The sequence below is a fragment of the Aeromonas sp. SE22 genome (genome assembly GCF_038739755.1).
Classification (GTDB): Bacteria; Pseudomonadota; Gammaproteobacteria; order Enterobacterales; family Aeromonadaceae; genus Aeromonas; species Aeromonas jandaei.
The window spans coordinates 132,393-157,430 of sequence record NZ_JBCGFD010000003.1 but is presented as its reverse complement, the minus strand read 5'-3'; the positions used below and the strand labels follow the sequence as shown (position 1 = coordinate 157,430).

At 51.2% G+C, this 25,038-nt stretch carries 16 protein-coding genes, 1 tRNA gene and 1 pseudogene; 12 read left to right on the top strand and 6 right to left on the bottom strand.

Annotated elements, in window-relative coordinates; translation table 11 throughout:
- The first annotated feature begins 51 nt into the window (after window positions 1-51).
- The 8 genes and pseudogenes from AAHA39_RS07675 (at window position 52) to AAHA39_RS07640 (ending at window position 9,711) form a co-directional block, all read left to right on the top strand.
- A pseudogene (locus AAHA39_RS07675) lies at window positions 52-560 on the top strand (JAB domain-containing protein).
- A gap of 99 nt (window positions 561-659) precedes the next feature.
- A complete protein-coding gene (locus AAHA39_RS07670) occupies window positions 660-1,199 on the top strand; it encodes a hypothetical protein (RefSeq protein ID WP_320656863.1) in 540 nt (179 codons plus the stop codon).
- Window positions 1,199-3,223 carry a DNA phosphorothioation-associated putative methyltransferase gene (locus AAHA39_RS07665; RefSeq protein WP_320656862.1) on the top strand — a complete coding sequence of 675 codons (2,025 nt, stop codon included), beginning with the start codon at window positions 1,199-1,201 and terminating at the stop codon, window positions 3,221-3,223. The genes AAHA39_RS07670 and AAHA39_RS07665 overlap by 1 nt, the downstream gene beginning before the upstream one ends.
- A gap of 119 nt (window positions 3,224-3,342) precedes the next feature.
- A complete protein-coding gene (gene dndB / locus AAHA39_RS07660) occupies window positions 3,343-4,425 on the top strand; it encodes a DNA sulfur modification protein DndB (RefSeq protein ID WP_268031512.1) in 1,083 nt (360 codons plus the stop codon).
- Window positions 4,425-6,059, top strand: coding sequence for a DNA phosphorothioation system sulfurtransferase DndC (gene dndC / locus AAHA39_RS07655; RefSeq protein ID WP_268031513.1), 1,635 nt, complete (start codon window positions 4,425-4,427; stop codon window positions 6,057-6,059). The genes dndB and dndC overlap by 1 nt, the downstream gene beginning before the upstream one ends.
- Complete coding sequence (dndD, locus tag AAHA39_RS07650; protein WP_268031514.1) at window positions 6,049-8,058, top strand: DNA sulfur modification protein DndD; 2,010 nt, start codon at window positions 6,049-6,051, stop codon at window positions 8,056-8,058. The genes dndC and dndD overlap by 11 nt, the downstream gene beginning before the upstream one ends.
- Window positions 8,058-8,405, top strand: a complete 348-nt coding sequence (dndE, locus tag AAHA39_RS07645) for a DNA sulfur modification protein DndE (RefSeq protein ID WP_268031515.1) — start codon at window positions 8,058-8,060, stop codon at window positions 8,403-8,405. Before dndD ends, dndE begins: the two co-directional genes overlap by 1 nt.
- A gap of 1 nt (window position 8,406) precedes the next feature.
- A complete protein-coding gene (locus tag AAHA39_RS07640; RefSeq protein ID WP_268031516.1) occupies window positions 8,407-9,711 on the top strand; it encodes a class I SAM-dependent methyltransferase in 1,305 nt (434 codons plus the stop codon).
- 42 nt (window positions 9,712-9,753) lie between these two features.
- Here AAHA39_RS07640 and AAHA39_RS07635 read toward each other — a convergent pair whose 3' ends face one another.
- Genes AAHA39_RS07635 through dptF form a run of 4 tightly spaced genes read right to left on the bottom strand, consistent with a single transcriptional unit; the run spans window position 9,754 to window position 18,557 of the window.
- Entirely contained in the window at window positions 9,754-10,581 is an 828-nt protein-coding gene (locus AAHA39_RS07635; RefSeq protein WP_268031517.1) for a restriction endonuclease, read from the bottom strand.
- Window positions 10,578-15,653: a DNA phosphorothioation-dependent restriction protein DptH gene (dptH, locus tag AAHA39_RS07630; RefSeq protein WP_320657327.1), complete on the bottom strand. Its 5,076-nt coding sequence runs from the start codon at window positions 15,651-15,653 to the stop codon at window positions 10,578-10,580. The genes AAHA39_RS07635 and dptH overlap by 4 nt, the downstream gene beginning before the upstream one ends.
- Window positions 15,634-16,941 carry a DNA phosphorothioation-dependent restriction protein DptG gene (gene dptG, locus AAHA39_RS07625; RefSeq protein ID WP_320657328.1) on the bottom strand — a complete coding sequence of 436 codons (1,308 nt, stop codon included), beginning with the start codon at window positions 16,939-16,941 and terminating at the stop codon, window positions 15,634-15,636. Before dptG ends, dptH begins: the two co-directional genes overlap by 20 nt.
- A gap of 2 nt (window positions 16,942-16,943) precedes the next feature.
- Window positions 16,944-18,557 (bottom strand): DNA phosphorothioation-dependent restriction protein DptF, encoded by a 1,614-nt coding sequence (gene dptF / locus AAHA39_RS07620; protein ID WP_320657329.1) that lies wholly within the window; start codon window positions 18,555-18,557, stop codon window positions 16,944-16,946.
- 262 nt (window positions 18,558-18,819) lie between these two features.
- On the opposite strand from dptF, the gene umuD reads away from it, so the two are divergent.
- Both umuD and umuC read left to right on the top strand, forming a co-directional pair.
- Window positions 18,820-19,263, top strand: coding sequence for a translesion error-prone DNA polymerase V autoproteolytic subunit (umuD, locus tag AAHA39_RS07615; protein ID WP_320657330.1), 444 nt, complete (start codon window positions 18,820-18,822; stop codon window positions 19,261-19,263).
- Window positions 19,244-20,503: a translesion error-prone DNA polymerase V subunit UmuC gene (gene umuC / locus AAHA39_RS07610; protein ID WP_320657331.1), complete on the top strand. Its 1,260-nt coding sequence runs from the start codon at window positions 19,244-19,246 to the stop codon at window positions 20,501-20,503. The genes umuD and umuC overlap by 20 nt, the downstream gene beginning before the upstream one ends.
- A 123-nt stretch (window positions 20,504-20,626) precedes the next feature.
- On the opposite strand, the gene AAHA39_RS07605 is transcribed toward umuC, so the two are convergent.
- Both AAHA39_RS07605 and AAHA39_RS07600 read right to left on the bottom strand, forming a co-directional pair.
- Window positions 20,627-20,702: transfer RNA gene (locus AAHA39_RS07605), tRNA-Thr, on the bottom strand.
- An 86-nt stretch (window positions 20,703-20,788) separates the two neighbouring features.
- On the bottom strand, window positions 20,789-21,529 hold the full coding sequence (locus tag AAHA39_RS07600; RefSeq protein WP_041208825.1) for a phosphatase: 741 nt from the start codon (window positions 21,527-21,529) through the stop codon (window positions 20,789-20,791).
- Window positions 21,530-22,001: 472 nt separating this feature from the next.
- Here AAHA39_RS07600 and AAHA39_RS07595 point away from each other — a divergent pair, with 472 nt between their 5' ends.
- Both AAHA39_RS07595 and AAHA39_RS07590 read left to right on the top strand, forming a co-directional pair.
- A complete protein-coding gene (locus AAHA39_RS07595) occupies window positions 22,002-22,655 on the top strand; it encodes a TetR/AcrR family transcriptional regulator (RefSeq protein ID WP_005334507.1) in 654 nt (217 codons plus the stop codon).
- A 48-nt stretch (window positions 22,656-22,703) separates the two neighbouring features.
- Complete coding sequence (locus AAHA39_RS07590; protein ID WP_320657332.1) at window positions 22,704-25,028, top strand: acyl-CoA dehydrogenase; 2,325 nt, start codon at window positions 22,704-22,706, stop codon at window positions 25,026-25,028.
- Window positions 25,029-25,038: the final 10 nt, after the last annotated feature.

The window sequence follows — 25,038 nt, the reverse complement described above, 5'->3', positions numbered from 1 at the left end:
CCAACCCTGCTACGCCCATTGCGGTGGGGCGATGGCATATGGAGCACAATCATGTTGCATCACAAACTGATCGCCGGGGAGCTCCCCGGCACCTATCTGTCACTGAGCTGATTAACGAAGAGGGTCTGTTGACTATCGCCCACAAGATTGCCCGTCAGAAACTGGCCAAAGGAGAAGCGATTACCGGCAAACACTTGGCACAGCTGGCACTACAAACCCTATTGCAGAGCAGAGAGCATGAAGTATTTGCCATGCTGCTCTTGGACAACCAGCATAGGATCCTGGCATATGAGGAGCTGTTTCGCGGCACGCTCAGTAGTGCCTCTGTTTACCCAAGAGAAGTTGTTAAACGTGCGCTGGAGCTCAATGCAGCTGCGCTGATGCTGGTGCATAACCATCCATCTGCTCACCTAGAGCCCAGCTGGGCGGATATTGTGAGCACTCAGCACCTGCAGAATGCAGTGGCTCTGGTTGATATCCGGCGGCTAGATCATCTCGTGGCAGGGAGTGAAGGAGCTGTATCTCTCACTGAGACAGGAGTCATACGACGAACAATTTGATGAAATTCAGCCCCATAACAGAAAATGCTCTTCATTTGAAGAGCATTTTCTGTACATATAGTTCTAGATTTTTTTTGCTTCAAAGCGACTAAATGCACCATGGAACTAACCCATGCCTGTAGCAACTACTTTACCTTCGAAATGCTGTTTCACTGCGGAGAAACTTGGCAAGGATTGCAGTGTGAGAACTCACCTCAGCAAAAAGCCAGCTGGCTCGCCTATCAGGCTCTGGCACAAAAACTACTCGATCCCTTGGTCGAGCAATTTGGCATGCCGCTCATCAGCTTTGGATTTTGCGGCCATCGATTACGTCGCGTCATACAGGGCAAGCCTCAACCTCGCATCGCTCCTCGGTTAGATCAGCATGCGGCTTGCGAACTGAACCGACAAGGCCAATTGATCTGCCCCCGCCAAGGTGCAGCTATCGACCTAATGTATTCAACTCACAACAGCACAGAGATCGCCAATTGGCTCGCCTGCAACACGCCCTTTGATCGCATCTACTTTTATGGGCCAGATCGGCCGCTGCACCTGAGTCACGGCCCCGAGCAATGTCGCGCAATGACTCATCTTATTGAGTATAAAGAGCGACGGCTGCCGCGCACACTCGCTCTCTCTACCTTGCAAGGATGGCTTTGATGCTGACTCCGTCACGTTTTCACGAGCTGGTTGCCACCCTTCCCTATAAAAAAGAGCTGCCCGAAGCTGTCTATCTACACAGAGAAACGCTGCAGCACACTTGTTCGCTCTTAAGCCAATTTGTCTGCGCCGTGGCCAAGGCCCTTAAACTGTCAGACGATGAGTGGCATCTGGTCAAACTGGCCAAACGCGATTTTCGCCTTTCATTGCTGTGCTACCCCACCTTCTTCGAAGAGGCCTACCCCAGCCTCAAGCAGAGCGTGACCGTTGATCTGGCCAAACTGAGCCATACCGTTACCCGCTACGATAGCCTGGACAATCCCCCCATTCTGCATCGCAAAGAGAGCATGCTGCTCCCTGATCACCCACAGGCAGAGAGCTGTCGCCAGATCACCGAAGAGGGGGTGTTGGCAGGGCTTTACGCTCATCCCCGCATGATTGGCTTCAAAGCATCGTGGGAGCGGCTTATCGCAAGACATGGATACCAACTGGTTGATGGGCGCCTGTTTCGCACCTCCGCCCTGCCGCCCGAAGAGGGGGGCCCACAAATTGATCGCCATAAAACCGCGTTGGTTCGCCATGAACTCTCAGCCCCCATGAAGATGCTGGCACGCCATGGTTATCTCAACGGCGACTATGCGCTGTTTGATTACGGTTGCGGCCGGGGGGATGACCTGCGGGAGCTGGAAGCACACGGTATTGACGCGCTGGGCTGGGACCCGAACTTTCGCCCGGATGGGGAGAAGGTGGTCTCCCATCTGGTCAATCTCGGTTTTGTGATCAACGTGATTGAGGATCAAGATGAGCGGATGGAGGCGCTGCTCGGCGCCTGGGAGCTGACCCAAACCCTGCTGGTCGTCTCGGCCATGCTGGCCAACGACAGCTTTATTGCCCAGTTCACCCCTTATAAAGATGGCGTTATCACCTCGCGCAACACCTTTCAGCGCTACTACAACCAAAGCGAGCTCAAGCACTACATAGACAGAACACTCGATGAAAATGCCATCGCCGTGGGGCCCGGCATCTTTTACGTGTTCAAAGACAAGCTCGAAGAGCAGCGCTTTTTGGCACAACGTCAACGCCGAAACCACAGCTGGCAACAGCTGACCTCGCCCACGCCCAACCATCAGGCCGCAGCAGCACTACTGATCACTCGCCATCAACCGCTGTTTGAAGCCTTCTGGCAGCGGGCGCTGACCCTTGGCCGAATTCCAGCCAATGACGAGTTTGAACAAAGCGACGAGTTAAGAGAGATAGCAGGCAGCCATCGCAAAGCAATGACCCTGCTTGGCCAGCATTTTGACCTTGCCCAGTTAAAGCAGGCCGAGCTGGAGCGGCAGCAAGATTTGCTGGTCTACCTGGCACTCAACCTGTTTGGCAAACGCCAAACCTATACCCACTACCCCAGCGAGCTGCAGCGGGATATCAAAGCCTTTTTCGGTGGCAACCCGCAGGCACAGCAGGCCGCCAAAGCACTGCTCTACCAGATTGCGGATATCGCCCTCATCAACCAGGCCTGCGAGCTGGCCCATCAACTGCTACCCAACAGCCTGCTCTATCCCAGCCATTCACTGCTGCTACACAAATGCTTTATTGCGCAATTACCGCCGCTGCTGCGTGTCTACCTCGGCGCGGCTTGCCAGCTCTACGGTGACTTGACCGATATCGACGTGATCAAGCTGCACATCCGCTCCGGCAAGGTGAGCCTGATGGGGTATGACGACTTCAGCAAACCCATCCCCCATCTGGTGGAGCGGGTGAAGATCAAGATGGCCGAGCAGGAGGTCGATTTCTTCGACTATATGGATGAGCACAAACGCCCCCCGCTACTCAATAAAAGCTATTTGATGGACCCTGAGCATCCAGATTGGGATAAGCAGAGATCGCTGGAGTTGCGCCTCGGCAAGCTCATGGCACTCGACCTTGCCCAAGACCTAAACCTCAGCCGGCACGAGTTTGAGCAAAACCTTGCTCGGGCAGGTAAGCGAGTCCTAGGGTTCAAAATATGCTCAATTTTGACGTAAAACCTTCTAAAACTTCACAAATTGCTCATGAAAAGGGCCTTTTAATGCTTTTTCACATGCATTACGTTAAAAAATTACGTAAAATTTGACGTAATCACTTCAGCGTTAAAGTCCAGCTTATGAGCACCTTTGACTCCCATTATTGTTATGCGTTTCCGGCAGTGCGAGGAATACAGGCAGGGCGCCCCTTTTACATCGCAACCTGTCCGCTTCGCATCATCCCCAAGATTTTCAGCTTTGATGAGCGTGAAGTGCCGCCAGAGCTGAGGGCCCAGCGCTCGCTCAACAAATCCCGGATCCCGGAAATGGTTCGCTATCTACTTGATAATCCGAAAGACTACGTATTCTCGGCTTTGACAGCCTCGATTGCAGTGGATGTTGAGTTTGATGAGCACCCCAACTCAAACAATCTCGGTATACTGCGCATCCCTATGGATGCTCAGATCCTGATCAACGATGGCCAGCACAGACGCAAAGCCATTGAAGAGGCGATGGAAGAGCGCCCCGAATTAGGGCAGGACAATATTCCAGTTTTGTTTTTTGTTGATGAGGGTCTGCAGAGGAGCCAACAAATGTTTGCTGACCTCAACAAATACGCAGTCAAACCCAGCCCTTCCTTGGGGACTCTCTATGACCACAGGGATCAATCTTCAGAACTCGCCAGACACTTGGCGATGACAACCGAGCCGTTCGTGGGCCTGACCGAACTTGAAAAGTCCAGTATCTCTGCCCTGTCAAACAAGCTCTTTACCCTGAGCAGCATTAAACAAGCAACCAGGGCCTTACTGGGTAAGGGCCCGAAAGAGGGCTTTAGCGATGCTGAGGCCAACCTGGCATGCTCATTTTGGCAAGGGGTCTATCGCAATATGCCAGATTGGCAGATGGCCAATCGCAAAGAGGTCTCACCGGCTCAACTCAGACAAGAGTATGTCCACGCCCATGGAGTTGGCCTGCATGCATTAGGCATGATGGGGCGTAGCCTTATCTGCGAACACCCTGATACTTGGCAAGATGACTTGGCACAACTTAAAAATATCGATTGGCGCAAGACCAATCCTGAATGGCTGCGCCGTACCATGTTGCATGGCAAACTGAGTAAATCGACTACCGCGATACAGCTCACTTGCAACGCCCTTAAACAAGCATTGAACCTTTCCCTCACTCCTGAGGAAAAGGTGCTCGAAGAGCAGGTTGTACAATAATGAGCACCTTACAAATGGCCCATGACCTGGCCGACTATGAAGACTTTATCAATCTCGAGCCTTTCGCCGGTAAACTGTTGGCCGATTATGTGGCCGAGGTTCAGCGCATCTACTGCGCCGACAAGCGCCCCTGGGTAATTGGCTATAGCGGTGGCAAAGACTCATCTGCTGTCGTCACTCTCGTCTACCTAGCACTGCTAGGCCTTGAACCTGAGCTGCGTAGTAAACCCATCTTCGTTGTCTCATCGGATACCCTCGTTGAAACACCGGTCGTGGTTGACCTCATCATCAAGACCATGAAGCAAATTGAAGCCGGTGCTAAGCGTGATGGCTTGCCAATCACGGCTCATCCAGTTGTACCTAAGACCAATGAGACCTTTTGGGTCAACCTGCTCGGCAAAGGCTATCCAGCACCCACTCGTAATTTCCGTTGGTGTACAGAGCGGATGAAGATCAACCCGGTCAGTGACTTTATAAAAGACAAGGTCAGCCAGTTTGAAGAAGTGATAGTCGTGCTTGGATCTCGCAGCAGCGAGAGTGCTTCCCGTGCTCAAGTGATTGCCAAGCACAAAATTGATGGTACCCGTCTTGCCCGCCATACCACACTGGCCAATGCCTTCATCTACACCCCCATCGATACCTGGGATGTGGAAGACGTCTGGAAGCTACTGCGTGGCGCCTTCAAATATTCCCCTGATGATGTTGAGGAATGGGAAAGTCCATGGGGCGGCAACAATCGCCCACTCTGGACACTGTATATGGACTCATCAGGCCAAGGTGAATGTCCACTCGTCATCGATGAGAGTACTCCCTCTTGCGGTAACTCACGCTTTGGTTGCTGGACCTGCACCGTGGTCACCAAAGACAGGGCCATGGAGAGCCTGATTCAAAACGGTGAGGATTGGATGCTCCCTTTATTGAAGTTTCGTGATCTACTGGCAAAAACCACAGATCCGGAGCAGAAAGACACATATCGAAACTATAAGCGACGCACTGGCAAGGTAAGTTACCAATATGCTAAAGAGGGGGAGGACATTGCCAGCGAACGTAAGCATGTACCCGGCCCTTATTGGCTCAAATATCGTCAGCAGTGGCTGCGAGATCTGCTCAGCACAGAGAAAGCCCTCAATGAGCAGGGCCATAGCATCACCCTGATTACCGAGCCCGAGCTACACGAAATCCGCCAACAGTGGCTAAAAGATCCCAACGAGCCAGATTGGGAGGACTCTCTCCCCCACATCTATCGTGATGTCTATGCCAAAGACCTCAATTGGATTGTCGATGATCAGTCTCGCTTCGATGCCAGCGATGCCGAGCTCTTGGAACAACTCACGGCTCACTATGAAGTAGAGCCCGAGATGGTCATGAAACTAATTGAACTCGAAATATCACTGGAGGGGCTGAGTAAACGCCAAGGGGTCTTTGACAAGATTGGCAACATCCTGAAACAGGACTGGGGCTCTTTGGAAGATATCCAGCAAAAACAGGTCACATTGCAAAAAAGAAATCAGCGTGACCAACACCAAAAGACCATTAACGATATAGAGGCTGAGCTTAAAAAAGTGCAGTCACAACTAAACGATGCCCATGACATGAGCCGTCTGCTGAACGAGGTAGTCACAGATGATAATTAAGAGCCTCACCTTGCATGACTTCCGTGTATTTCGTGGCAGCCATCAGATTGACCTAGCACCTCGCCCACGTCTGCTTCAGGATGGGAGCAAACTCAATGATCGCCCCATAGTACTGTTTGGTGGCCTCAATGGTGCCGGCAAAACCTCAATACTAACGGCCATTAGACTGGCTCTCTATGGTCGCCTCGCATTTGACGGTCTCTATAGCCAGCAAGACTATATCGATCTTCTAGCCGCCCTAGTCCATAACGGTGTCAATGATACTCAACGTCCTGATAAGGCGAGTATCGAACTCTGTTTTACCTACAATAAGGCCGGTGTTGAATCTGAGTTCACCGTTATCCGCAGTTGGAAACGGGGGAAAAAAGATCGCCTGATGCTACTCCAGGATGGCAAGGCAAAAGAGGAACTCGATTACGATCAGTGCCAAGGTTTTCTTAATGAGCTTATCCCTCATGGTATTGCGGATCTCTTCTTCTTCGATGGCGAGAAGATTGCTGAGTTGGCTGAAGATGAATCAGGCAAGGTATTGAAAACTGCCGTTCGCCGTTTGCTGGGGCTGGATCTTGTCAGCAAGCTGCAAAGTGATCTTGGGATCTATCTTAAGCGGGTAGATGCACAGTGCCTTGGAGCTCAGCAGCAAAAGCGCCTAGCAACATTGGAGGCCGAGTGCGCCCGACATGGCGCAGACGCAGAGCACCTTCGCGTCAAAGCAGGTTATAAACATAACGACATTGAACGGCTGACCATTCAAATTAAAAAAATGGAAGCACAATTCGCTGCAGAAGGGGGGGCGTTTGCTCTCACCAAAGCACAAGAGCAGCAACGTGTCGACCTACTGCTCAAAGAAAAAGAACAGCTAGAAAAACAGATCCGCCATGAGATGGAGACCTATCTGCCTCTCTCGTTGGCCCCCAATACCTTGGCCCACTTACTTGCTCAGCTCGAGACCGAAGCTTGCCTGAAGCAGACACAACACTTCACCACAGAGCTCACCCACTTCCTGCAAGCCTTGCAGGGAGAAGTTGCCTTCCAATCGGCGCAGGCGGGCAAAATTGCCGCCGAGGCAATCGAGAGCCAGCTCTCGCAATATCTGGCCAATAAACCACAAGGCAAAGTTCATCTCGATATTTCGGAGCGTGAGTTTGGTGTTATCGAGCAGCTTATCAAGCAAGAGAGCATGCACGCTAACAAGCGTTTCCGTGCATCTAGAGATCGACTGCAAGAGGTTGAGCACGCCTTGGAGCAGGCCGCAACTAATATAGCCAGAGCACCTGAGGATGAGCAGCTCCTCAACCTTTTCAAAGCGTTGCGAGCCCTCGATAACAAACGGCAGCAGGAGATCCATCACTACCAGAAGCTACTTGAAGAAGCCAAGCAGGCTCTTAATAAACAACTGCTTGTGGCACGGGACATTCAAAAACTCCACGATAAAGTGCGAAGTCAATTTAATGACAATAGTGCAGTTCAGCATGCCCATGAAACCATTAAGCTACTGGATGAATATAGTGATGTCTTGACCATGGCTAGGGTAAAGCGATTGGAGGCTGCGTTTTCAATTGCCTACCGTAAGCTCGCCCGCAAAGAAGATTTGCAAATCCAGGCCAGGATCAATCCGGCCTCTTTCGATGTGGAGCTTGTCGATGAGCAAGGTGTTAGCATCAATCGCAAGCTGCTCTCTGCCGGTGAGAAACAGATATATGCCATCGCTATTCTTGAAGCCTTGGCAAAAACCTCGGGTCGACAATTGCCTGTCATTATCGATACACCGCTGGGCAGGCTAGACTCGCACCACAGAGATAAGCTGATCGAACACTATTTCCCACAAGCGAGCCATCAGGTCGTGCTCCTCTCAACAGATACCGAGGTCGATCAACGCTACTTTGCAGAACAGCTGCGCGACGACATATCCCACTCCTATCAGCTGATGTTTGATGGTTTGATGAAGTGTTCGTATCTAAAAGATGGCTACTTCTGGCAACAAAAGGAGGCTTGCTAATGCTCCCTAACCGCATGCAATTAACACAACAAACTGAAGAGCAGTTAAAGCGGCTAAAGAGCATGACTGGGGTAACGCCCAACATAGCTGCTCGCATTGCTTTTTTCCGCTCGATAGAGTCAGGATTTCGCTACCAAGGTGACCAACGAAAACTCGATGGGTCTCTGGTGCTGGATAAGATCACCTGGCTGGGAGACACCGCTCAGATCACCGAGTTATTGCTCGAACTGACATACCCTGAGTTAGATCAAAAAGAGAGAGTAAAAGCCTGGGCATTTCATGTAGAAGATGGAATTTCAGCATTACGAAATCATAAAAAATTATTGGAGTTTTCTTCTGGGATTTGACATGAAAAATATTGATAGCCATCTGCAATCGACACTGAACTCACGCGATCATTATTTAACACTGTCATGTGGAACTAGTACGCCAGATAAAAAAGATTTTTTATTTGGCTTTAGCTCTACAGAAACAACAGCAATGACAGGAGTCCTCACTTCATTCGTATCCCTTGCTTTAGCATTTGCGACTATCTATAAATACGGCAAAGACATAAAACATATTCAGGAAAAACACGACCTAGATAAAAAGCAAATAAAGGATGCAGCAGTGAAAGAAAAGTTAGAGAAATTTTTCGGACCACTGGCATCTCTATTAGAAGAATCAAGAATATTATACGCTCACTTCGCGATATCAGAGAAAGAGACTCTAAGTATACATGGGGGGTACTTTCGTACCCTCAGATATATAACCACTGGCGATAATTTAGATAACTTAAATATTCATGACAAGGCTATTCTAGAGCAAATTGTAACCATTTCAGATAAAATCACTACTTTAATAGAAAACCATTCTGGGTTAGTTGATAACCCGGAACTTCATAGTCTACTTGGCAAGTTATGCTCACATTATAGAATCATACGCCTAGCATTTGATGGAAAACTCAAAGACCAACATGACAATTTGGAAAACATAGTTTTTCCATTAGAAATAAATGGTGCAATTGATAATGAAATCAGAAAACTGGAGTCACAGACATTAGAAAAAAACTATAACAAAAAGAAATCAAAAACAATCATCTATTATAATGAAAATGCTTTTGATTATTATCATAAAACATATACAGTGGACATGGATGATATCTACAAACGGGTCAGAAAATACATTCCAAACGGAACCAGAATATTAGATGCTGGCTGTGGCGTAGGCCGTGATACTGAGTATTTTATAAAACATGGATTTAAAGTTACCTCTTTTGATGCCTCAAAAGAAATGGTTTCTTTTTGCAACCAATATAGCTTTGCTTACTGTGAACAACTAGACTTTAAAGATATAAATTACCCACCCATATTTTCCCTAATATGGGCATGTGCATCACTACATCACCTCAATAAACTGGATTTTGAGCATGCTATAAAACGTCTTTTCAAAGCTACACTATATAATGGATATATATATTTCTCATTAAAAAAGAAAAGCAATAACGTAGAATCTTCGAAAAGGAAATTTTATTTTTATGACGATGAATATTTGTACAATCTTTTAGAAAATGAACTCGGCATGATTCTTGTTGAAAGGTGGGAAAGCCAAGGGAAAACATGTAATACGAGAGATATTTTCTTAAATTACGTCTTCTATAAAAATAGAATTTGAATAAATGAGCAGAGCATTACTTTTGCTCTGCTCAAACATATATCAAAAATCAAAGAAATTCCGGTCAACTTCTAATATTTCAAAAGTGTCGACTATGGCAACGCCCATGCCATGCTGTACAAGTAAGTCGCATAGCTGAATACCGTCTATAAGAGTTACATTCATTCCTTGAGCTTTAGTCGCACTCAATAACGCTTGCTCTGTAAATGAAGAAGATGAGAAGAAAACTCCCTTTCTTGCTCCTTTTAAAGCCATCGCCCCAACGAATTCTCTGATTTCACTAGGAGGCACTTTATTATGCTTATATCTTTTAGCCTGAATATATATCTTTTCTAAGCCCAACTTGTCTTCGTTTATTATTCCATCAATTCCTTCATCACCAGCCCCCCCTACAACTTTTCCAGCCAGAGACTCATGCCAGCCATACCCCATCTTTAATAATAACTTTACAACAAGCTGCTCAAAAAAAGCGGGATCAGATGCATTTATACAATCTAGTAATTGCTGCTTGATGGACCTAACATGCTCATTATGCTTTATATAAATAATTTCTTCAGGCAATTGTTCCTTGGTTGTTTTTTCTTTTGTGCTTTTTTCTACCAATGGTTCATTAACGATTTTCCCATCCCACAAAGAATATAAAGTCTTTCCTGATGAAAGACCACTTTCCACAAATATCTTCCTAGGTGATGAGCTCGGAAAATCAAGACCAAAACAATGCTTTCTTATTTTGCTTCTGACGACAGACGCAGGATCTTTTGCTCCAAAACAATAATATCCCCCATCAATTATAGAGTCATATATCTCTTTATGTGTGAGTGGCCGATTTGAATCAAGCAGGACTTTTTCTATTGCTTCTATAATTGTCATGGAATTAGCTCCCAAAATGCCCGATCCCGCATCATAGACATTTTTTTCTCTCCATCGATATAGAGACTGAAATGTTTATCCAGCTTGCGGATCTGTTCCATTAACTCTTCCTGATCGGCCTTATCATCCTTATTAAAGATTGCCTTAATATCTGCATTTTTTATCTCGGCAACGCGGTGCACCACCCAAGTCAAGATATAAGAGCCATAGTTGTTCTCCCCTGTCTTAAAGTGGCTTAAGTCTTGGGTTGAGAGAATAACTCCTACCCCATACTCGCGCCCTTCTTTTAGGATTTTTCGCAGGCTGGGGAAGTCCTGCGACATAAAGTTGTCAGCCTCATCGACCAGAATCATCTTGGTGATCTGGCGATAATCCCCTGCAACCTTGGGCTTACCGCGCTTTTGCATCTGCGAGTAGAAGAGATCCAAGGTCAGGGCCACCACCAAGCTTTGGATCTGGGGGGAGTAGCCCGCCAGCTCGATCACCGTCACTCCCTCGAGCAACTCATAGAGCGAGCTCACTCCATCAGGTTGGGTCTCAAAGATCTCGTAAGTGACCAAAGAGTCGAGCGCCGCATAGAGAGAGTCTTCATCAATCTTCTCTTGCTCCATATAGAGATCCCAGACCTGAGCCAGGGTCGGTGCAGGCTTTGACCAGGTGCTAGCGTCGGATTTGCTGATCCCGGCCAACTCATAGGCATCGAGGATCAGCTTGCGCAGCCGCAGCTGCTGCTTGGGCCCCAGGCCAAACGCCTTGGCAAGGGTCTCTGAAAAGCCCGTTGCCGTGTGCACCGGCAGCATGGGCATATCCCCATAGAGCGAGAGCGGGTTATAGGGCAGGCGGTGCAGCTTTAGCTTGCGGCTCTGGTTTGCTTCACTAAAGGCATCGTCCACATAGTCTGACTTGTAGTCGAAGATAAGCAGACCAATCCGTGCCCCCTCGACATTGTTGTCTTGCTGGCGCATTAGCTGAGTGATCAGCGACTTGGTAAATTGGGTCTTGCCGGTGCCCATGGTGCCAATAATACCGGTATTGGTATTCATAAAGCGGGCAGTATTGGTGGGCTCCCAATAGAGGGGGCTCTTATAAAAGGCATCGTGACCAAAGAGCACCTTTAAGGGCTCACGCCCCTGAGACTGTGGGGCCGTCTCGGTCGACGGCGCAGGAATGGCCACTGGCGCCTCGTCCTGTGCTGCGATCACAGGCTCGATGCCACTCACCTTCACGGGGGGCTGCGCCACCTCACCTTCGCACTGGGGCATCAGGCAAAATTGGCGGGGCACCTGGCACTGCTCGACCAAACGCTGGATCGATGTATCCATCTTGCTGGCAATCAAGGCTGGCAGCAGGGAGTATGGGAGCTCAATTTGCAACACGTTTTGCCCTGTGGTCTGGTAACTCGGCTTAAAACAGCTGTCGTTTTCCACATGGGCCACCACCATGGCCTCTACATAATCGGGTAGAGCGCCTAGCTGATAATCCCCTCGCATCCACCACTCTCGTCTATCGAGCAGCGGCTGCAGTTGTGCTCGCTCTAGCACCCCATAGAGGCAGAGCTTATCGACCTGCATCAATACCTGGCGGATAAAAAGACCCCGATAGAGACGGCTGGCAAAGGTGTCTTGCCCCAGCACCTCTTCACTCAGGTAACGCTTCAGTTCCACCGCCTGCTGCCCAGCATAGGCATAATCGGGCCGCACTCCCGTCTTCACCTCGAGGGGCATCAGATAGAGACGATCCTCTTTAAAACCGACGAAGAGCACATCATCCGAAATCGCCCCCTTGCGATAGCCCTGCACCTGACGAGAGAACTCGCTATCGCTCATCTTAAGCCCCACATTGCCCGACACCCGGATCATCTCGGCTACCGACAGGGGCACCCAGCAGATATCGGATTGGCGCAGCAAGGCCGAGGCAAACTTATAGGCCCCTATGATGCCATTCTTCTCTTTGCGCTCCTTGGGATTCGCAGTCAGCATCTTAAGCAGCCACTCGCCGTTGAAGGCGTTAAATTCGGTCAGCAGCACCTCACCTTGCCCATGCCCCTCTTTTTGCAGCAAACGTTGAAAGAGCTCGACCTGCTGGGTCACCGTAATGGCGTCATAACCGGCAGCGCTGGTGTATTGGTCCGAATAGTGGATGAGCACCACATCCTGCTGATTAGCAAAGAAGTCGAGGGTCACCTTGGGATCTATGATTGTGGTCCAAAGAGAGCTCTTATAAGAGCGCTGCAGCAGGGATTGAAAATCGGCACTGACAGCAAGCCCTAGGCTCGTCTCTAGATATGGAGTATTACTCTGATGAGCAGGCTTCCACAGGTTTGCTATTCGATGAGCCAATCGTAGGGTTTGATGGGGCAGGTAATCGACCCCACGTAGTCCAAAGGAGGTGAAGTAAGCACCATTTTGGATCTCTGCAGCTTCCCCAGCGATCAATCCATCGCACAGCACGCCGCTCATCGCCATCTCACTCTTGATATCACGACACTCTACCGGCTCTTTATTGCGAAAGAATGCCAAATGGGAATAGGCGAAGGACTCTTCCCCCTTGGGCAGGGTGAACTTGCTATAAGTTAGTCTGCTTCTGATGAGATCAATCAACATATCGGCATCAGCGCGCTGTTTTCCACTATTTAAACCCAACCAGACCTTAAGCTCTTCATAGGCTTGCGTCTCGGCGAAGCGGTCGAAGTCATTAAATTGCAACCGCTCGTCATAACAGTTGACGTGGATGGCGATAGACTGCTCTTTGTGCTGTTTGAAATGCTCGACCAGACCCAAGAAGAGCTCTCCACTCCCCCCCTGATTGATGGCATTGATAATCAGGCTACTCTTGGCCCCTGCACTAAAGAGACGGGCATAAGCCTGAGTGAACTCTGCCAGCTTATCGCGCACCAGACGTTTGATGTAATCAAAACTCTCCTGCTTTTGCGGCACCACGTTGAACCAAAAACAGTTTTCCCGGACAACCTGAAGATGGGCATAGCCTGAGTCGTTGTCATAGACAAAGGGCAAGAGGCCAGAGGCAACAAGGCGCTCTCGGGTAACATCGGGCAGCTCAGCAAAACTATGACCCTCTTCGCTCTCGGGCTCACTCAAAATGGCACTGACCAGCGCTAGGTAATAGGCCAACACCAGAGGATGCAGAGGGGTTAACTTCAGAATTCCTTCATGGCGGTACAGTCCCACTCGCATCAATCGTTTCTGCTCTTGGGTCAAAACACTGCTAGGCACAATTGAGGCGAGTGCCTCTTCATAGGCCTCCACCACCCCCTGCACCAGAGCACAATAGTGTTGCCCCCAGGCCACTAAACTAGGGAGACTTTTCTTCTGGTTTAGGTAGGTAAAAAGTGTTGTATAAGCCGCTGACAGTGCAGGCGAAAAATTGTTCAACTCGGCTGACGTGAGTGTATCGTCATCGCTTAGATAGAGCAGTTGCTCGTCCACCATGCGAGCCTCGAGCTTAAGCAGTTGCTGACGGATGCCCACCACGCCACTCTCGGCGTTATCAAAGACGATGCGCCCATTGGCACGATTATATTCAGCATTGCGCTCATCATGAAAAAGCCGGCTAAAACGGGTCTTATCGAAAAGTAAAGGGAGCGTGATCCCATCATCAGCGGCTGGCCCCTCAACATTAATAGTAAGTTGGCGATCGCCATTTCGAAGGGTAAAGATGGTTTGCTCATTTGACTCAGCCAAACGCTCAAAATCTGCCCAGCCCACAGCTCGACAATCAACCTCGACCTGATCTTCCTCTAGGATTCTACAGCTATCTAGCTGAGCATTAACGCGCAGTCGGTTCTCTTCAAGCTGCAGGGTCAACCAGGTTTTACCATTACCGGGCTCGACCCGGTAACGGTGCAAAATCTCGTCGAGATAGAAGTCCCCCTCTTCCAGCAACAGGCAACGAAACTTGTACTCTTCGGCTCGGTTATCTCGTTTAAGTTCGATGCTAAAGAAGGTGGGCTCGCCGGTCACCGGCACCACTAGACTAGCCTTGCAGCGCTTTCCGCCAGCTCGGCTCACGGTGATATTCACCAATTTACTCAAGGCCCGGTTGTGCTTTAGCTGCAATTGTTGAGCCTCAAGATCGTTGCCGAGAAAATTGAGCAAAAGGGAGCACTGAGTTGCCCCTTTTGGCATCACCAGCATCAGGCTCACCTCGCGCAGGCCAGCTTTGGTCTGTGCCTTGGCACGTTGATGAACGACTCCTTCTTGCAGCGTTACTTCATCAAGTAGAAGCTTTTGTGCCTTATTGGCTGCAATCTCTTGTAACAGACTCTCGAGACAGAGCTGGCGCCAACGGTCATCTTGAAAATGCTCACGAACAAAATGAGAGCTGAACTCCTTTAGAATGTTTTCCAGTTGGTCACGGTCGTAGTGTTCAACCGCCTCTTCAATATCCCGGCGAAGTTCGCGATTTTGTTGTAGGCGCTGGCTAATATGCTCCCTATTGCCACTGCAACTAAGCAGAAGTGGATCGTTAAAGAGGTGAAGCTCGTCGAAATCGAGCTCCACATCTTTGTCCAAGGCCCTAAAAAGAGAGGCAAACCCGAAAACAGTCGAGCCGTCGGCCTTGATTAACTTAAGCTGCTCTTCGAGCAAGCAGGCTGAGAGGTCACGACGGGGGTGGCCAATATCAATTAGCTCGTAGAGCTTCTTTGAAATCTGTTCAGGGTGCCAAATCGCACCTTTTCCCCCGAGATCGAATGCACTGTTGTTCAGGGTATCAAGCATGCTGTTATGGATGATCAATAGCGCGGCATTATTAAACGCCCCACCCCGTCCCGCGACTAGATCTCGCAAGTGAGAGATGTAGTTTTCACTAAAGCCCTCCCCTTCCCCATGCAAGACGGGTATAAGCGCGACGCCGTTGCAATTCAGCATAGGTAAGGTGACCCCATCGATCACAAGCGAACCTGCCGAGTGGCCCAAAAGTGCATCAAAAAGCGCCTGACCATTTTCAGCACTAGGAGACTTAAACTGATAACGGGCTCCCGCCTCAAGCTGACCGCCGATCCATTCGATCAGCGACTGTACCAAAAACTGTTCAAAGGGTCTTACGGACATACACGGCGTCTCCACTATCACTCATTCGCTCGACATTTCCCATGCGTTCATAGAAGGCCACCAGCACTTCTAGGGTCTGGTTATCAAGATAAAAACCACGCTGCTCGAACCCCTTGCGCAACTCGTGCAATCGCAATTTCTCTGCTTTACCTATGGTAAGGTTGGTCAGCAATAACAGCTGATCTTGGTTAAGAACCAGAGTTCGCCCTGCTGCACCACGGGCTTGGATAAAGTCGTTAAGCAGGTACCGATCAAGCTCCTTGATATAATTCTGATATACTGTAGTTCTGCCTGAGTCCGAGAATTGTTCAATCGACAATTTCCTTAGGCATTCAAATGCATCTTTGATATTAGAAACAGGAGGGATCTTCACTCGGTCGTCATATCTATCACTAATAAACTCCTGCAGATACTTATTAAATACTTCAAGCAACTCAGGTTGGTTATGATAATTAACCGCATCTTGATAAATCTGCCAAAGTGGGCGTGGTCGCATACCTCGCTGTAACGCATCAAAAGCTGACAGCAACGGAAAGACTCGTTCACGAGCCGATGCAAGTAGCTTGTAACCATAACGCTTAACGCTAGTGCGCTCTGCACTCGCCTTTTCCGAGTCGAGAATAAAGTAGAGGGGACGACTCTTTGGTTCTTCCCAATCGGTGATATTAAGGGCAAGTTGAGCACAATAAGAAAAAGCATAAAGCTTGAGCATCTTGGGCAAGGTTTGTAGCAGATAGTGAGGATGCTCGGCCAGAAATTTTATATCCTCAATAAACACTTTGTTAAGGAATGGTAGATAGGGTTGCTCATTATTTTCCAGAGCAATCCCAAACTGAAGATTTTCACGCAAAATACCCAACATATCCTGTTCAACAAAGTTAAGGTTATCGTCGATATCCTCTACCTGTAAATCGCCTAATAGACCAGCAAATACTTTACTGAGTCGATAATCGGATGCGCTGATATCTAGGCTACCGTTTGTGCGGATCTTGGCCTCGAAGAGTAAAAAAAGTGGAGAAATATCATACAAAGACTTACTGGTAAAGTAGGCTCTTTCCAGCACTTGCCAAACCGAAGCATCATCTAGCCGCGAAAGAAAGTACTCCTTACACTCTTCTTGATAATCGGCCAGCTCATAAGTTTGTACCTGTTTACGTAAGACTTGGCTAAGTACAACCCCAGTAACTGTATCCCAGTGAAACTCATTACCCTTGTTTCGAATAGGCCAGTAGTTATCTAGGGTGTTGTTAGCGACTTTGAGAGTCTTATTAATAGGAAATGCGGTCACTGTTAAGCTCTCCCGTCTACGGTAATCACTTCATCATCTAGCTCTAGCCGATATGTATATGCCCCTTCGTAGTAGCTCAGGCGCGGGCTGGTTTTTGCCAAGGTACGAATTTGTTCAACCATTTCGTCAAGCAGAATGATGGCGTTCTTATCGTACCGATTAGGGCGATAACCGCAGTTCAGTTTGCCAATCAACTCGAACAAATTGAGTCCAATCACCATAGGGCTGAGCTCTGACTCGCCAACCTTGAGATAGGCACAAAAGTAATCATGCTTCTCGACATGCTCATACTGAATTCGCTTATAGTCAGCTTTGAGATCCAAGGGGGCCGCGACCTTAATACCCCCAAATTCTCCTAAGAAGATCTCACGCTTGCCCAGTTCAGGTGCATGCCGATTGGCATAAGTGAAGATAGCGGGGATCAAAACCTTGGTGTAAAACTGTCGCAAGCCATTTTGGGCATCGCTGCCTCCACCATATTGCCCATGCAACATCCACACGCAGGCATAACTCTCTAATAACTGCTCGTCGAAATCCCCCTTAAACTGATGGTGGTAGTCATTGCCAAACGAGCAATGCTTGAGTAGATAAAAGAGACGAATCAAAGATGGGGCCTTCCCCTCTCTAGGCTCGGAGAAATAGACCCCAATCTCGGCGAGTGATAGCAAAAAAGCATCTAGCATCGGATCGGGCAATCCCAGCTCGTAGCGCAATACAAATTGGTCGATAGCATTGGTGTGCAGTTGTGCGGGATCAAACTCGGCAATCTTCTGCGCCAACTCATTACTACCGCCTATAAAGAGGTTATCGAAAAGATAGCCATCACCGGTGAGCAACTGGTGTAGCAAGTCGAGCAAAGCTCGTGTTGTGATGAACTGATCCTTAAAAAGACGAGTTTTAAAGAGGGTAGTGATTATGGCTTCTTGGACCTCCTCACGACCTAATAAACGATAATTCGCTATCAACTTAGCATCTAGTTGGCACTGCTCGTCACTTTGAGCAATGAAATGGAATAGGTTGCTTTCAGATGGCTCGGTCAACTGACATAGCAGCTGACGCACAAAGGCCGAATAACCACCCTCCTCATCATTAAAACGAAACTTGGGGTAGGCTTCAAAATCTAAAAAGTAGTAAGCCCCTTCGGCTCTAAGCCCTCCACTTAAAAAGCTCTCGATCACCGATCTGAGTTCGGCATGTCGATCTGCCCCCTCTTTGGCGTAGTTGGCTAACATCCCGATATTGATCCCAACCACTAGAGGCCGCCGATCCTGCGTCCTTTTATCGAAGAGTTCATCAAGGGCCTCAATGGCTGATTGATGGGGAGAAAAACTATGGGTGGCGTCTAAGTGGAATCGATAGTGCTTTTTATAACGTTCATAGCTGTGAGAGAGAATTTCAGATTTACCATCCCCACTACTGCCGCAGAGAAAAACACAGTCCCCCGACCGCAGGGTGCTCAATAAACGCTCAAATTCGAACTCAATCTCAGGTTTGACGTAGAGATAGTCTTTAAGCTTGTCATACACGTCTCTTGGTCTTTCTGAGGTGGTTTTTACAGAAAACGGCGATGATTTAGCCAAGACCCCGAGTGCCTTGCGAAGAGAGATTGTGCTCACGGTATAACCCTGTCATTCCATATCTGACAGATACTAACTGATTGAATCATTGGGAGACTACTAGAAAGGACCGTATTTATATGACTCTTTGATGTTCGTCATATCACACCATCCATATATGTGTTTTTGGTCGATGCTTACCTGACAGAATGCCCCAAATGTTAGTCACATCAACGTTGGTCATCACTGGCATATGGGTGGACTTGCGCTGGTTCAAAGGTGGTGCGCTATAATGACTGTATATAAATACAGGTGTTTTACCATGAAGCTGTTAACCCCAGACCCATCACCCGCCGAGGTGACCATCCCGCTGTTCTTGCACCGCGCCTCTTGCGGCTTTCCCAGCCCAGCCAGCGACTATCTGGAAGGGAAGTTGGACCTCAACACCCACTGCGTGCCGCACCCTGCAGCAACCTTCTATCTGCGTGCCGAGGGGGATAGCATGACCGGGGTCGGCATCTTTCCCGGTGACTTGCTGGTGGTCGATAAGAGCCTCACCCCGCGCCATGGTGATGTGGTGATTGCACTACTCGATGGTGGCTTCACGGTAAAGACCTTGCAGCTCAAGCCGAGGTTGCGGCTGTTGCCAGCCAATCCGGCGTTCACGCCTATCGACCCTTGTATGAGCCTCTCCCTGGAGTTGTTCGGAGTGGTCACCCATGTGATTGGCAATCTGAGGCAGCGTGATGGCTATAGCGCTCGTTGATGTAAACAACTTCTACGCCAGCTGTGAGCGGCTATTTCGCCCCGAGCTGCGTGGCCGCCCGATCGTGGTGCTCTCCAACAACGATGGATGCGTGGTGTCGCGCAGCCCCGAAGCCAAGGCGATGGGTATCAAGATGGCCGGGCCCTACTTCAAGATCCGCGAGCAGTTCGAGGCGCATGGCGGTGTGGCATTCAGCTCCAACTACGCACTCTATGGAGATATGTCTGGCCGGGTAATGAGCACGTTGGAGACCATGGCCCCCGAGCTGGAGGTCTACTCCATCGATGAAGCATTCCTGTCACTGTCGGAGTCGTTTGCCGGGGACCTTACAGCCTATGGACAACAGATCCGGCAGCGAGTGTGGCAGTGGACCGGCCTAACGGTAGGGGTCGGGATCGGCCCCACCAAGACCCTCGCCAAGCTGGCCAACTATGCAGCCAAGAAGTGGCCTGCCACTGGCGGCGTCGTGGACTTGCGTGACGATCTGCGCCGTGCCCGGCTGATGGCTATCACCCCGGTGGACGAGGTGTGGGGCATAGGACGGCGCTTGGGGGCCAAGTTGGTGGCTCAAGGCATCAACACCGTGGCTGACCTAGTGGCTAGCGACGCCAAAGGGTTACGCGCCCAATACGGCGTGGTGGTCGAGCGGATCGTACAGGAGCTGCGTGGCCTGCCTTGCGCAGAGCTGACCGTTGAACCGGCGGCGAAGCTGCAGATCCTCTCGAGCCGTTCCTTTGGGGAGCGCGTGACTGACCGTGGAGAAATGGCCCAAGCGTTGTCAGGCTTTATGGCTCGCGCAGCCGAGAAACTGCGGGCCGAGGGAATGTGTTGCCAGCGGGTGCACCTGTTCATGCGAACCAGCCCCTTTGATGAACGAGCCCCTTACTACAGTGAGCAGGCTGGCATCCGGCTGGTCTGCCCTAGCGATGATACCCGGTTGCTGCTGCAGCAAGTGAACGTGCTGCTACCGCAGATTTGGCGCGATGGTTACCGCTATCAGAAGGGTGGGGTCATGCTGAGTGAGTTCACCCCCAAGGGGCAGCAACAGGCTGACCTGTTTGCCCCGTCCTCCACTCAATCGGACGCGCTGATGGCCGTGATGGACCAGATCAAAGCCAAGGGATTGGGGCGCGTAGGCTTTGCCAGCCAAGGCACGGGGTCGCCTGAGTGGATGATGAGACAAGAGCACCTGAGCCCCTGTTACACCACACGCTGGGAGGACCTGCCGGTAGCTAGGTAAGTGGATACAGTAATGTGCCTACCGTTTGCTAAATGTGGTACCCCATGTGGTACCCCATGTGGTACCCCAAGCCAAAAATCACAAATGGTTAGCTTATCATCTAAGCTAACCATTTGTTTTATATGGTGCCGATAAGGGGAATCGAACTCCTGACCTTCGCATTACGAATGCGCTGCTCTACCAACTGAGCTATACCGGCTTGTTGCCAGTCAGATTCATGAAAAATGGCTGACGTGTCAATCGAGCCAACTCGATTTTATGAGTTGGCTCATGGTGTTAGCAATCTTAGAGCTCGACGAACTCGGGAATATGGGCCCGACCGCGACTCTCGAGAAAATCGAGCAGGGCCCGGGGGGAGCGCACCAGGATCCGCTCCAGCGGGAAGCCCGCTTCGGTCACCAGACGGTGGCAATGGTCAAAATCACCGAGGCTGAAAGCGACATGGGAATCGGAGCCGAAGGTGAGGTAGGCCCCCAGATCTCGCGCGGCTTCAACAATGGCACGGCAGTTACCTTCGCTACCCGGGCGTGAGTGAATGAAGGAGGAGTTGTTGATCTCCAGCGCCACCCGATAGTCCGCAGCCGCCTTGACCACCGCCTGAATGTCGATGGGAAATGAGGGGTTGCCCGGATGGCTGATCATATCGACCCGGCCGCTCTTGATGGCGTTGATCATCGCCTGGGTATGGGTTGCCTGATCGCAGGGAGGGAATACCTGCTCATGAAAACCCGCCATGATCATGTCGAGACGCGACTCATAGCGCTCGGGAAAATCGATCTCCCCGTCGAGGTTTTTGATGTTGGCCTCGATACCCCGCAGGATCCCCACTCCGTCCACCACTCTTGGCAGTATTGGCAAGTTGGCAAAATGCCAGACATGAGGGGCATCGGCCATCTCGGGGCCGTGATCCGTGGTGGCGAACAGCTTGATCCCTTTGGCTCTGGCGATGGGCAGATAGTCGTGGATGGTGCTGTAGGCGTGGGTGCTGGCAATGGTGTGAGTGTGGGTATCGACCGGGTACTTCATCTTCTCTCCCCTCATATTTTGAAGGGGCAGCATAACAAAGTAGGGGGAATTGGGCCACGCCGGCACTTGCCACACTTTGTCACAAAATACCGAGGAACTGACATAGTCTGAGCGGGGCTGACTGGCATACTGGCTCCCGTCGATACATGCCTGAACTCGCATCGACAGTTTGCCGTCAGGATGATGCAAACTCACTTTCCCCACCGTCGCTTCCCCGCGGCGGTTTTTTTTGCCTGTTTGCAGCCCTGCTGCCGTCAACCAGGCAAAAAAATGCCCAACTAGCAAGAAGCAGGTTGGGCGAGACTTAATGTTTAATTGCAGTGGCATAGATATAGAGTCTCGCGCTGTGGAGTTAGTTCCGACCTTTTTGCGCTTTTTCACAAAAAACATTCTGCTAACACCCGTTCACAATCTCTTGACACCTCGCGTTATGAAACGTACTTTTTAAACATTCGTTTAAGTGAGGTGTCCAGTGAGTAAAATCGATACCAAAAACCGTATTCTCGACGCCGCTGAAGTGCTGTTTGCCGAGCGGGGATTCGCCGATACCTCTTTGCGTCTGATCACCAGCGAGGCCGATGTCAATCTGGCTTCCGTGAACTATCACTTCGGCTCCAAGAAGGAGCTGATCCAGGCGGTGCTCGACCGCTATTTGAGTCTGTTCATGCCCGATCTGGATGCCCGCCTGCGGGTGCTGATGGAGCAGGAGCAGCTGACCCTGCTGCAACTCTTTGAAAGCTTTGTCGAACCGCTGATGAAACTCTCGGCTGTGCGGGCCAACGGCCCGGCCATCTTTATGCAGCTGCTGGGGCGCGGCTATATCGACAGTCAGGGTCACCTGCGCCGCTTTATCACCGCCCACTACGGCCCCATTTTGCAGCGGATCACCCAGGCTATCTCCAAGGCCAACCCGGCCCTCTCGCCAGCGGATCTCTTCTGGCGCCTGCACTTCACCCTGGGCACCGTCGTATTCACCATGGCCTCCGCCGATGCGCTGCGCGACATCGCTCTGGCCGATTTTGGCCAGCAACTCGATGTCGAGGGGCTGGTGCGCAACGTCATTCCTTATCTGGCGTCCGGAGTCGGGGCACCAGTGGAGTCGACCAGGCTCTCCCTGGCCGTGTAACAACCAACAATAAATCAACGGAAACAGTGAAATAGAAGGAACTTCGGTATGATCACATTGCTTGTCCTGCTGGTGCTGGCGATAGCCGTTGTGCTCGGCGTACCCTCCATCCGTAAAAAGGTGGTAACCCGTCCGGTGTTCGGCATCTTCAAAAAGATACTGCCGCCCTTGTCAGCTACCGAGCGGGAGGCCATGGAAGCCGGCTCCGTCTGGTGGGATGGCGAGTTGTTTCGCGGCAATCCCGACTGGAAAAAACTGCACGGCTACGGCAAGGCCGAGCTGACTGCAGAGGAGCAGGCCTTTATCGACAATCAGGTCGAAACCCTGCTCGCCATGGTTGACGACTTCAAGATCGTCAACGAAACCAAAGACCTGCCGGAGCCGGTGTGGGACTATCTGAAGAAGGAAGGCTTCTTCTCCCTGATCATCCCGAAATCCTACGGCGGCCGCGAATTCTCGGCGATTGCCAACTCAACCATCGTCACCCGCATTGCCACCAAGAGCCTGAGCGTGGCGGTTACCGTCATGGTGCCGAACTCCCTCGGCCCAGGCGAGCTGCTGATGCACTACGGCACCCAGGCCCAGAAAGATTTCTGGCTGCCGGGGCTGGCCAGTGGCAAAGAGGTGCCCTGCTTCGCCCTGACCGGGCCGGAAGCAGGCTCCGATGCAGGCGCCATTCCTGACAAGGGGATAGTCTGCAAGGGGATGCACAAGGGTGAAGAGGTGCTGGGTATTCGCCTCAACTGGAACAAGCGCTACATCACCCTGGCGCCTCGCGCCACCGTGCTGGGGCTGGCGTTCAAACTCTATGACCCGGAAAAACTGCTGGGTGACAAGGAAGAGCTGGGCATCACCTGCGCGCTTATCCCCACCAGCCACCCGGGCGTGCGCGTCGGCGATCGCCACTACCCCATGGGTCTGGCGTTCCTGAACGGCCCGACCTTCGGCAAAGATGTGTTCATTCCGCTCGACTGGATCATCGGCGGCCCGGATTACGCCGGCCGTGGCTGGCGCATGCTGGTGGAGTGCCTCTCCGCCGGGCGCGGCATCTCGCTGCCTGCCCTTGGCACTGCCTGTGGTCACATGGCGAGCCGCACCGTGGGCGCCTACTCCTATGTGCGCAAGCAGTTCGGCATGTCCATCGGCAAGTTTGAAGGTGTGCAGGAAGCGCTGGCCCGCATCGGTGGCCTCACCTATCAGCTGGAAGGGGCCCGTCGCATGACCGCAGGTTCGCTGGACTTGGGTCAGGCGCCGGCCATCGTCACCGCGATTTCCAAGTACCACATGACCGAGATGGCGCGCCAGATCATGGATGACTCCATGGACATCCACGCCGGTCGTGCCATCCAGCTGGGCCCGAAAAACTACACCGGCTACGCCTACATGGGGATTCCGGTAGCCATCACGGTGGAAGGGGCCAACATCCTGACCCGCAACCTGATGATCTTCGGGCAAGGGGCCACCCGCTGCCACCCGTACGTCTTTGCCGAGCTGGAAGCGGCGGCTGATACCGACGTGGAGCGCGGTCTTGAGAAGTTTGACGCCCTGCTGATGAAACACATCGCCTTTGGCGCCGGCAACTTCTTCGGTTCCCTGTTCCAGGGGTTGACTCTGGGTCAATTCAACAGCGCGCCGGTGGCCGGCGAAACCGCCCGTTACTACAAGCAGTTGTCTCGCATGAGTAAAGGGCTGGCCCTGTGCGCCGACGTCTCCATGCTGATGCTGGGTGGCGATCTCAAGCGCAAGGAGATGATCTCCGCCCGTCTGGGTGACGTGCTGAGCCACCTCTATCTGGCCTCCGCCACCCTCAAACACTACGAGGATCAGGGCCGTATGGTCTCCGATCTGCCGTTCGTGCAGTACGCGGTGGAGCGCAACCTCTACCTGATTGGCAAGGCGTTCGAGGGCTTCTTCCAGAACTTCCCGAACAAGGTGGTGGGTGCCGTGCTCAAGCGCGTGGTGTTCCCGTTCGGCGTCGGTTACAAAATGCCGGCCGACGATCGTTGCCACGCCATCTGTCTGGCCATGATGAAGCCGGGCGAGTTCCGCGACCGTCTGACCGCCCTCTGCTATGTAGGCAAAGACGAGGCGGATCCAGTCGGCCTGATGGAGCGTGCCTTCCAGGCCATGGTCGCAGTGCAGCCCTACGAGAAGAAACTGGTGCAGGCCCAGAAAGAGGGCAAACTGCCCCGCAAACTGGCGCTGCAGGAACTGGTGGAAGCTGCGCTGGCCAAATCGGTGCTGAGCAAGGATGAGGCAGACAAGCTGCTGGCCGCCGATGCCTTGCGCTATGACGCCATTCAGGTGGACAACTTCGCCCCGGGCGAGCTGGAGGGAATGGCGCAGTCCAGCCCCATCCATCACGCCGCCTGACAAGCGATAA

What these genes read in the sequence shown, in the direction of transcription:
- dndC (WP_268031513.1), top strand. Translation starts at nt 4,425, where the DNA reads ATGAGCACCTTACAAATGGCCCATGACCTGGCCGACTATGAAGACTTT.
- dptH (WP_320657327.1), bottom strand. Translation starts at nt 15,653, where the DNA reads ATGTCCGTAAGACCCTTTGAACAGTTTTTGGTACAGTCGCTGATCGAA.
- AAHA39_RS07665 (WP_320656862.1), top strand. Translation starts at nt 1,199, where the DNA reads ATGCTGACTCCGTCACGTTTTCACGAGCTGGTTGCCACCCTTCCCTAT.
- AAHA39_RS07640 (WP_268031516.1), top strand. Translation starts at nt 8,407, where the DNA reads ATGAAAAATATTGATAGCCATCTGCAATCGACACTGAACTCACGCGAT.
- umuC (WP_320657331.1), top strand. Translation starts at nt 19,244, where the DNA reads ATGGCTATAGCGCTCGTTGATGTAAACAACTTCTACGCCAGCTGTGAG.
- AAHA39_RS07670 (WP_320656863.1), top strand. Translation starts at nt 660, where the DNA reads ATGGAACTAACCCATGCCTGTAGCAACTACTTTACCTTCGAAATGCTG.
- AAHA39_RS07635 (WP_268031517.1), bottom strand. Translation starts at nt 10,581, where the DNA reads ATGACAATTATAGAAGCAATAGAAAAAGTCCTGCTTGATTCAAATCGG.
- dndD (WP_268031514.1), top strand. Translation starts at nt 6,049, where the DNA reads ATGATAATTAAGAGCCTCACCTTGCATGACTTCCGTGTATTTCGTGGC.
- dndB (WP_268031512.1), top strand. Translation starts at nt 3,343, where the DNA reads ATGAGCACCTTTGACTCCCATTATTGTTATGCGTTTCCGGCAGTGCGA.
- AAHA39_RS07590 (WP_320657332.1), top strand. Translation starts at nt 22,704, where the DNA reads ATGATCACATTGCTTGTCCTGCTGGTGCTGGCGATAGCCGTTGTGCTC.
- AAHA39_RS07600 (WP_041208825.1), bottom strand. Translation starts at nt 21,529, where the DNA reads ATGAAGTACCCGGTCGATACCCACACTCACACCATTGCCAGCACCCAC.
- dndE (WP_268031515.1), top strand. Translation starts at nt 8,058, where the DNA reads ATGCTCCCTAACCGCATGCAATTAACACAACAAACTGAAGAGCAGTTA.
- umuD (WP_320657330.1), top strand. Translation starts at nt 18,820, where the DNA reads ATGAAGCTGTTAACCCCAGACCCATCACCCGCCGAGGTGACCATCCCG.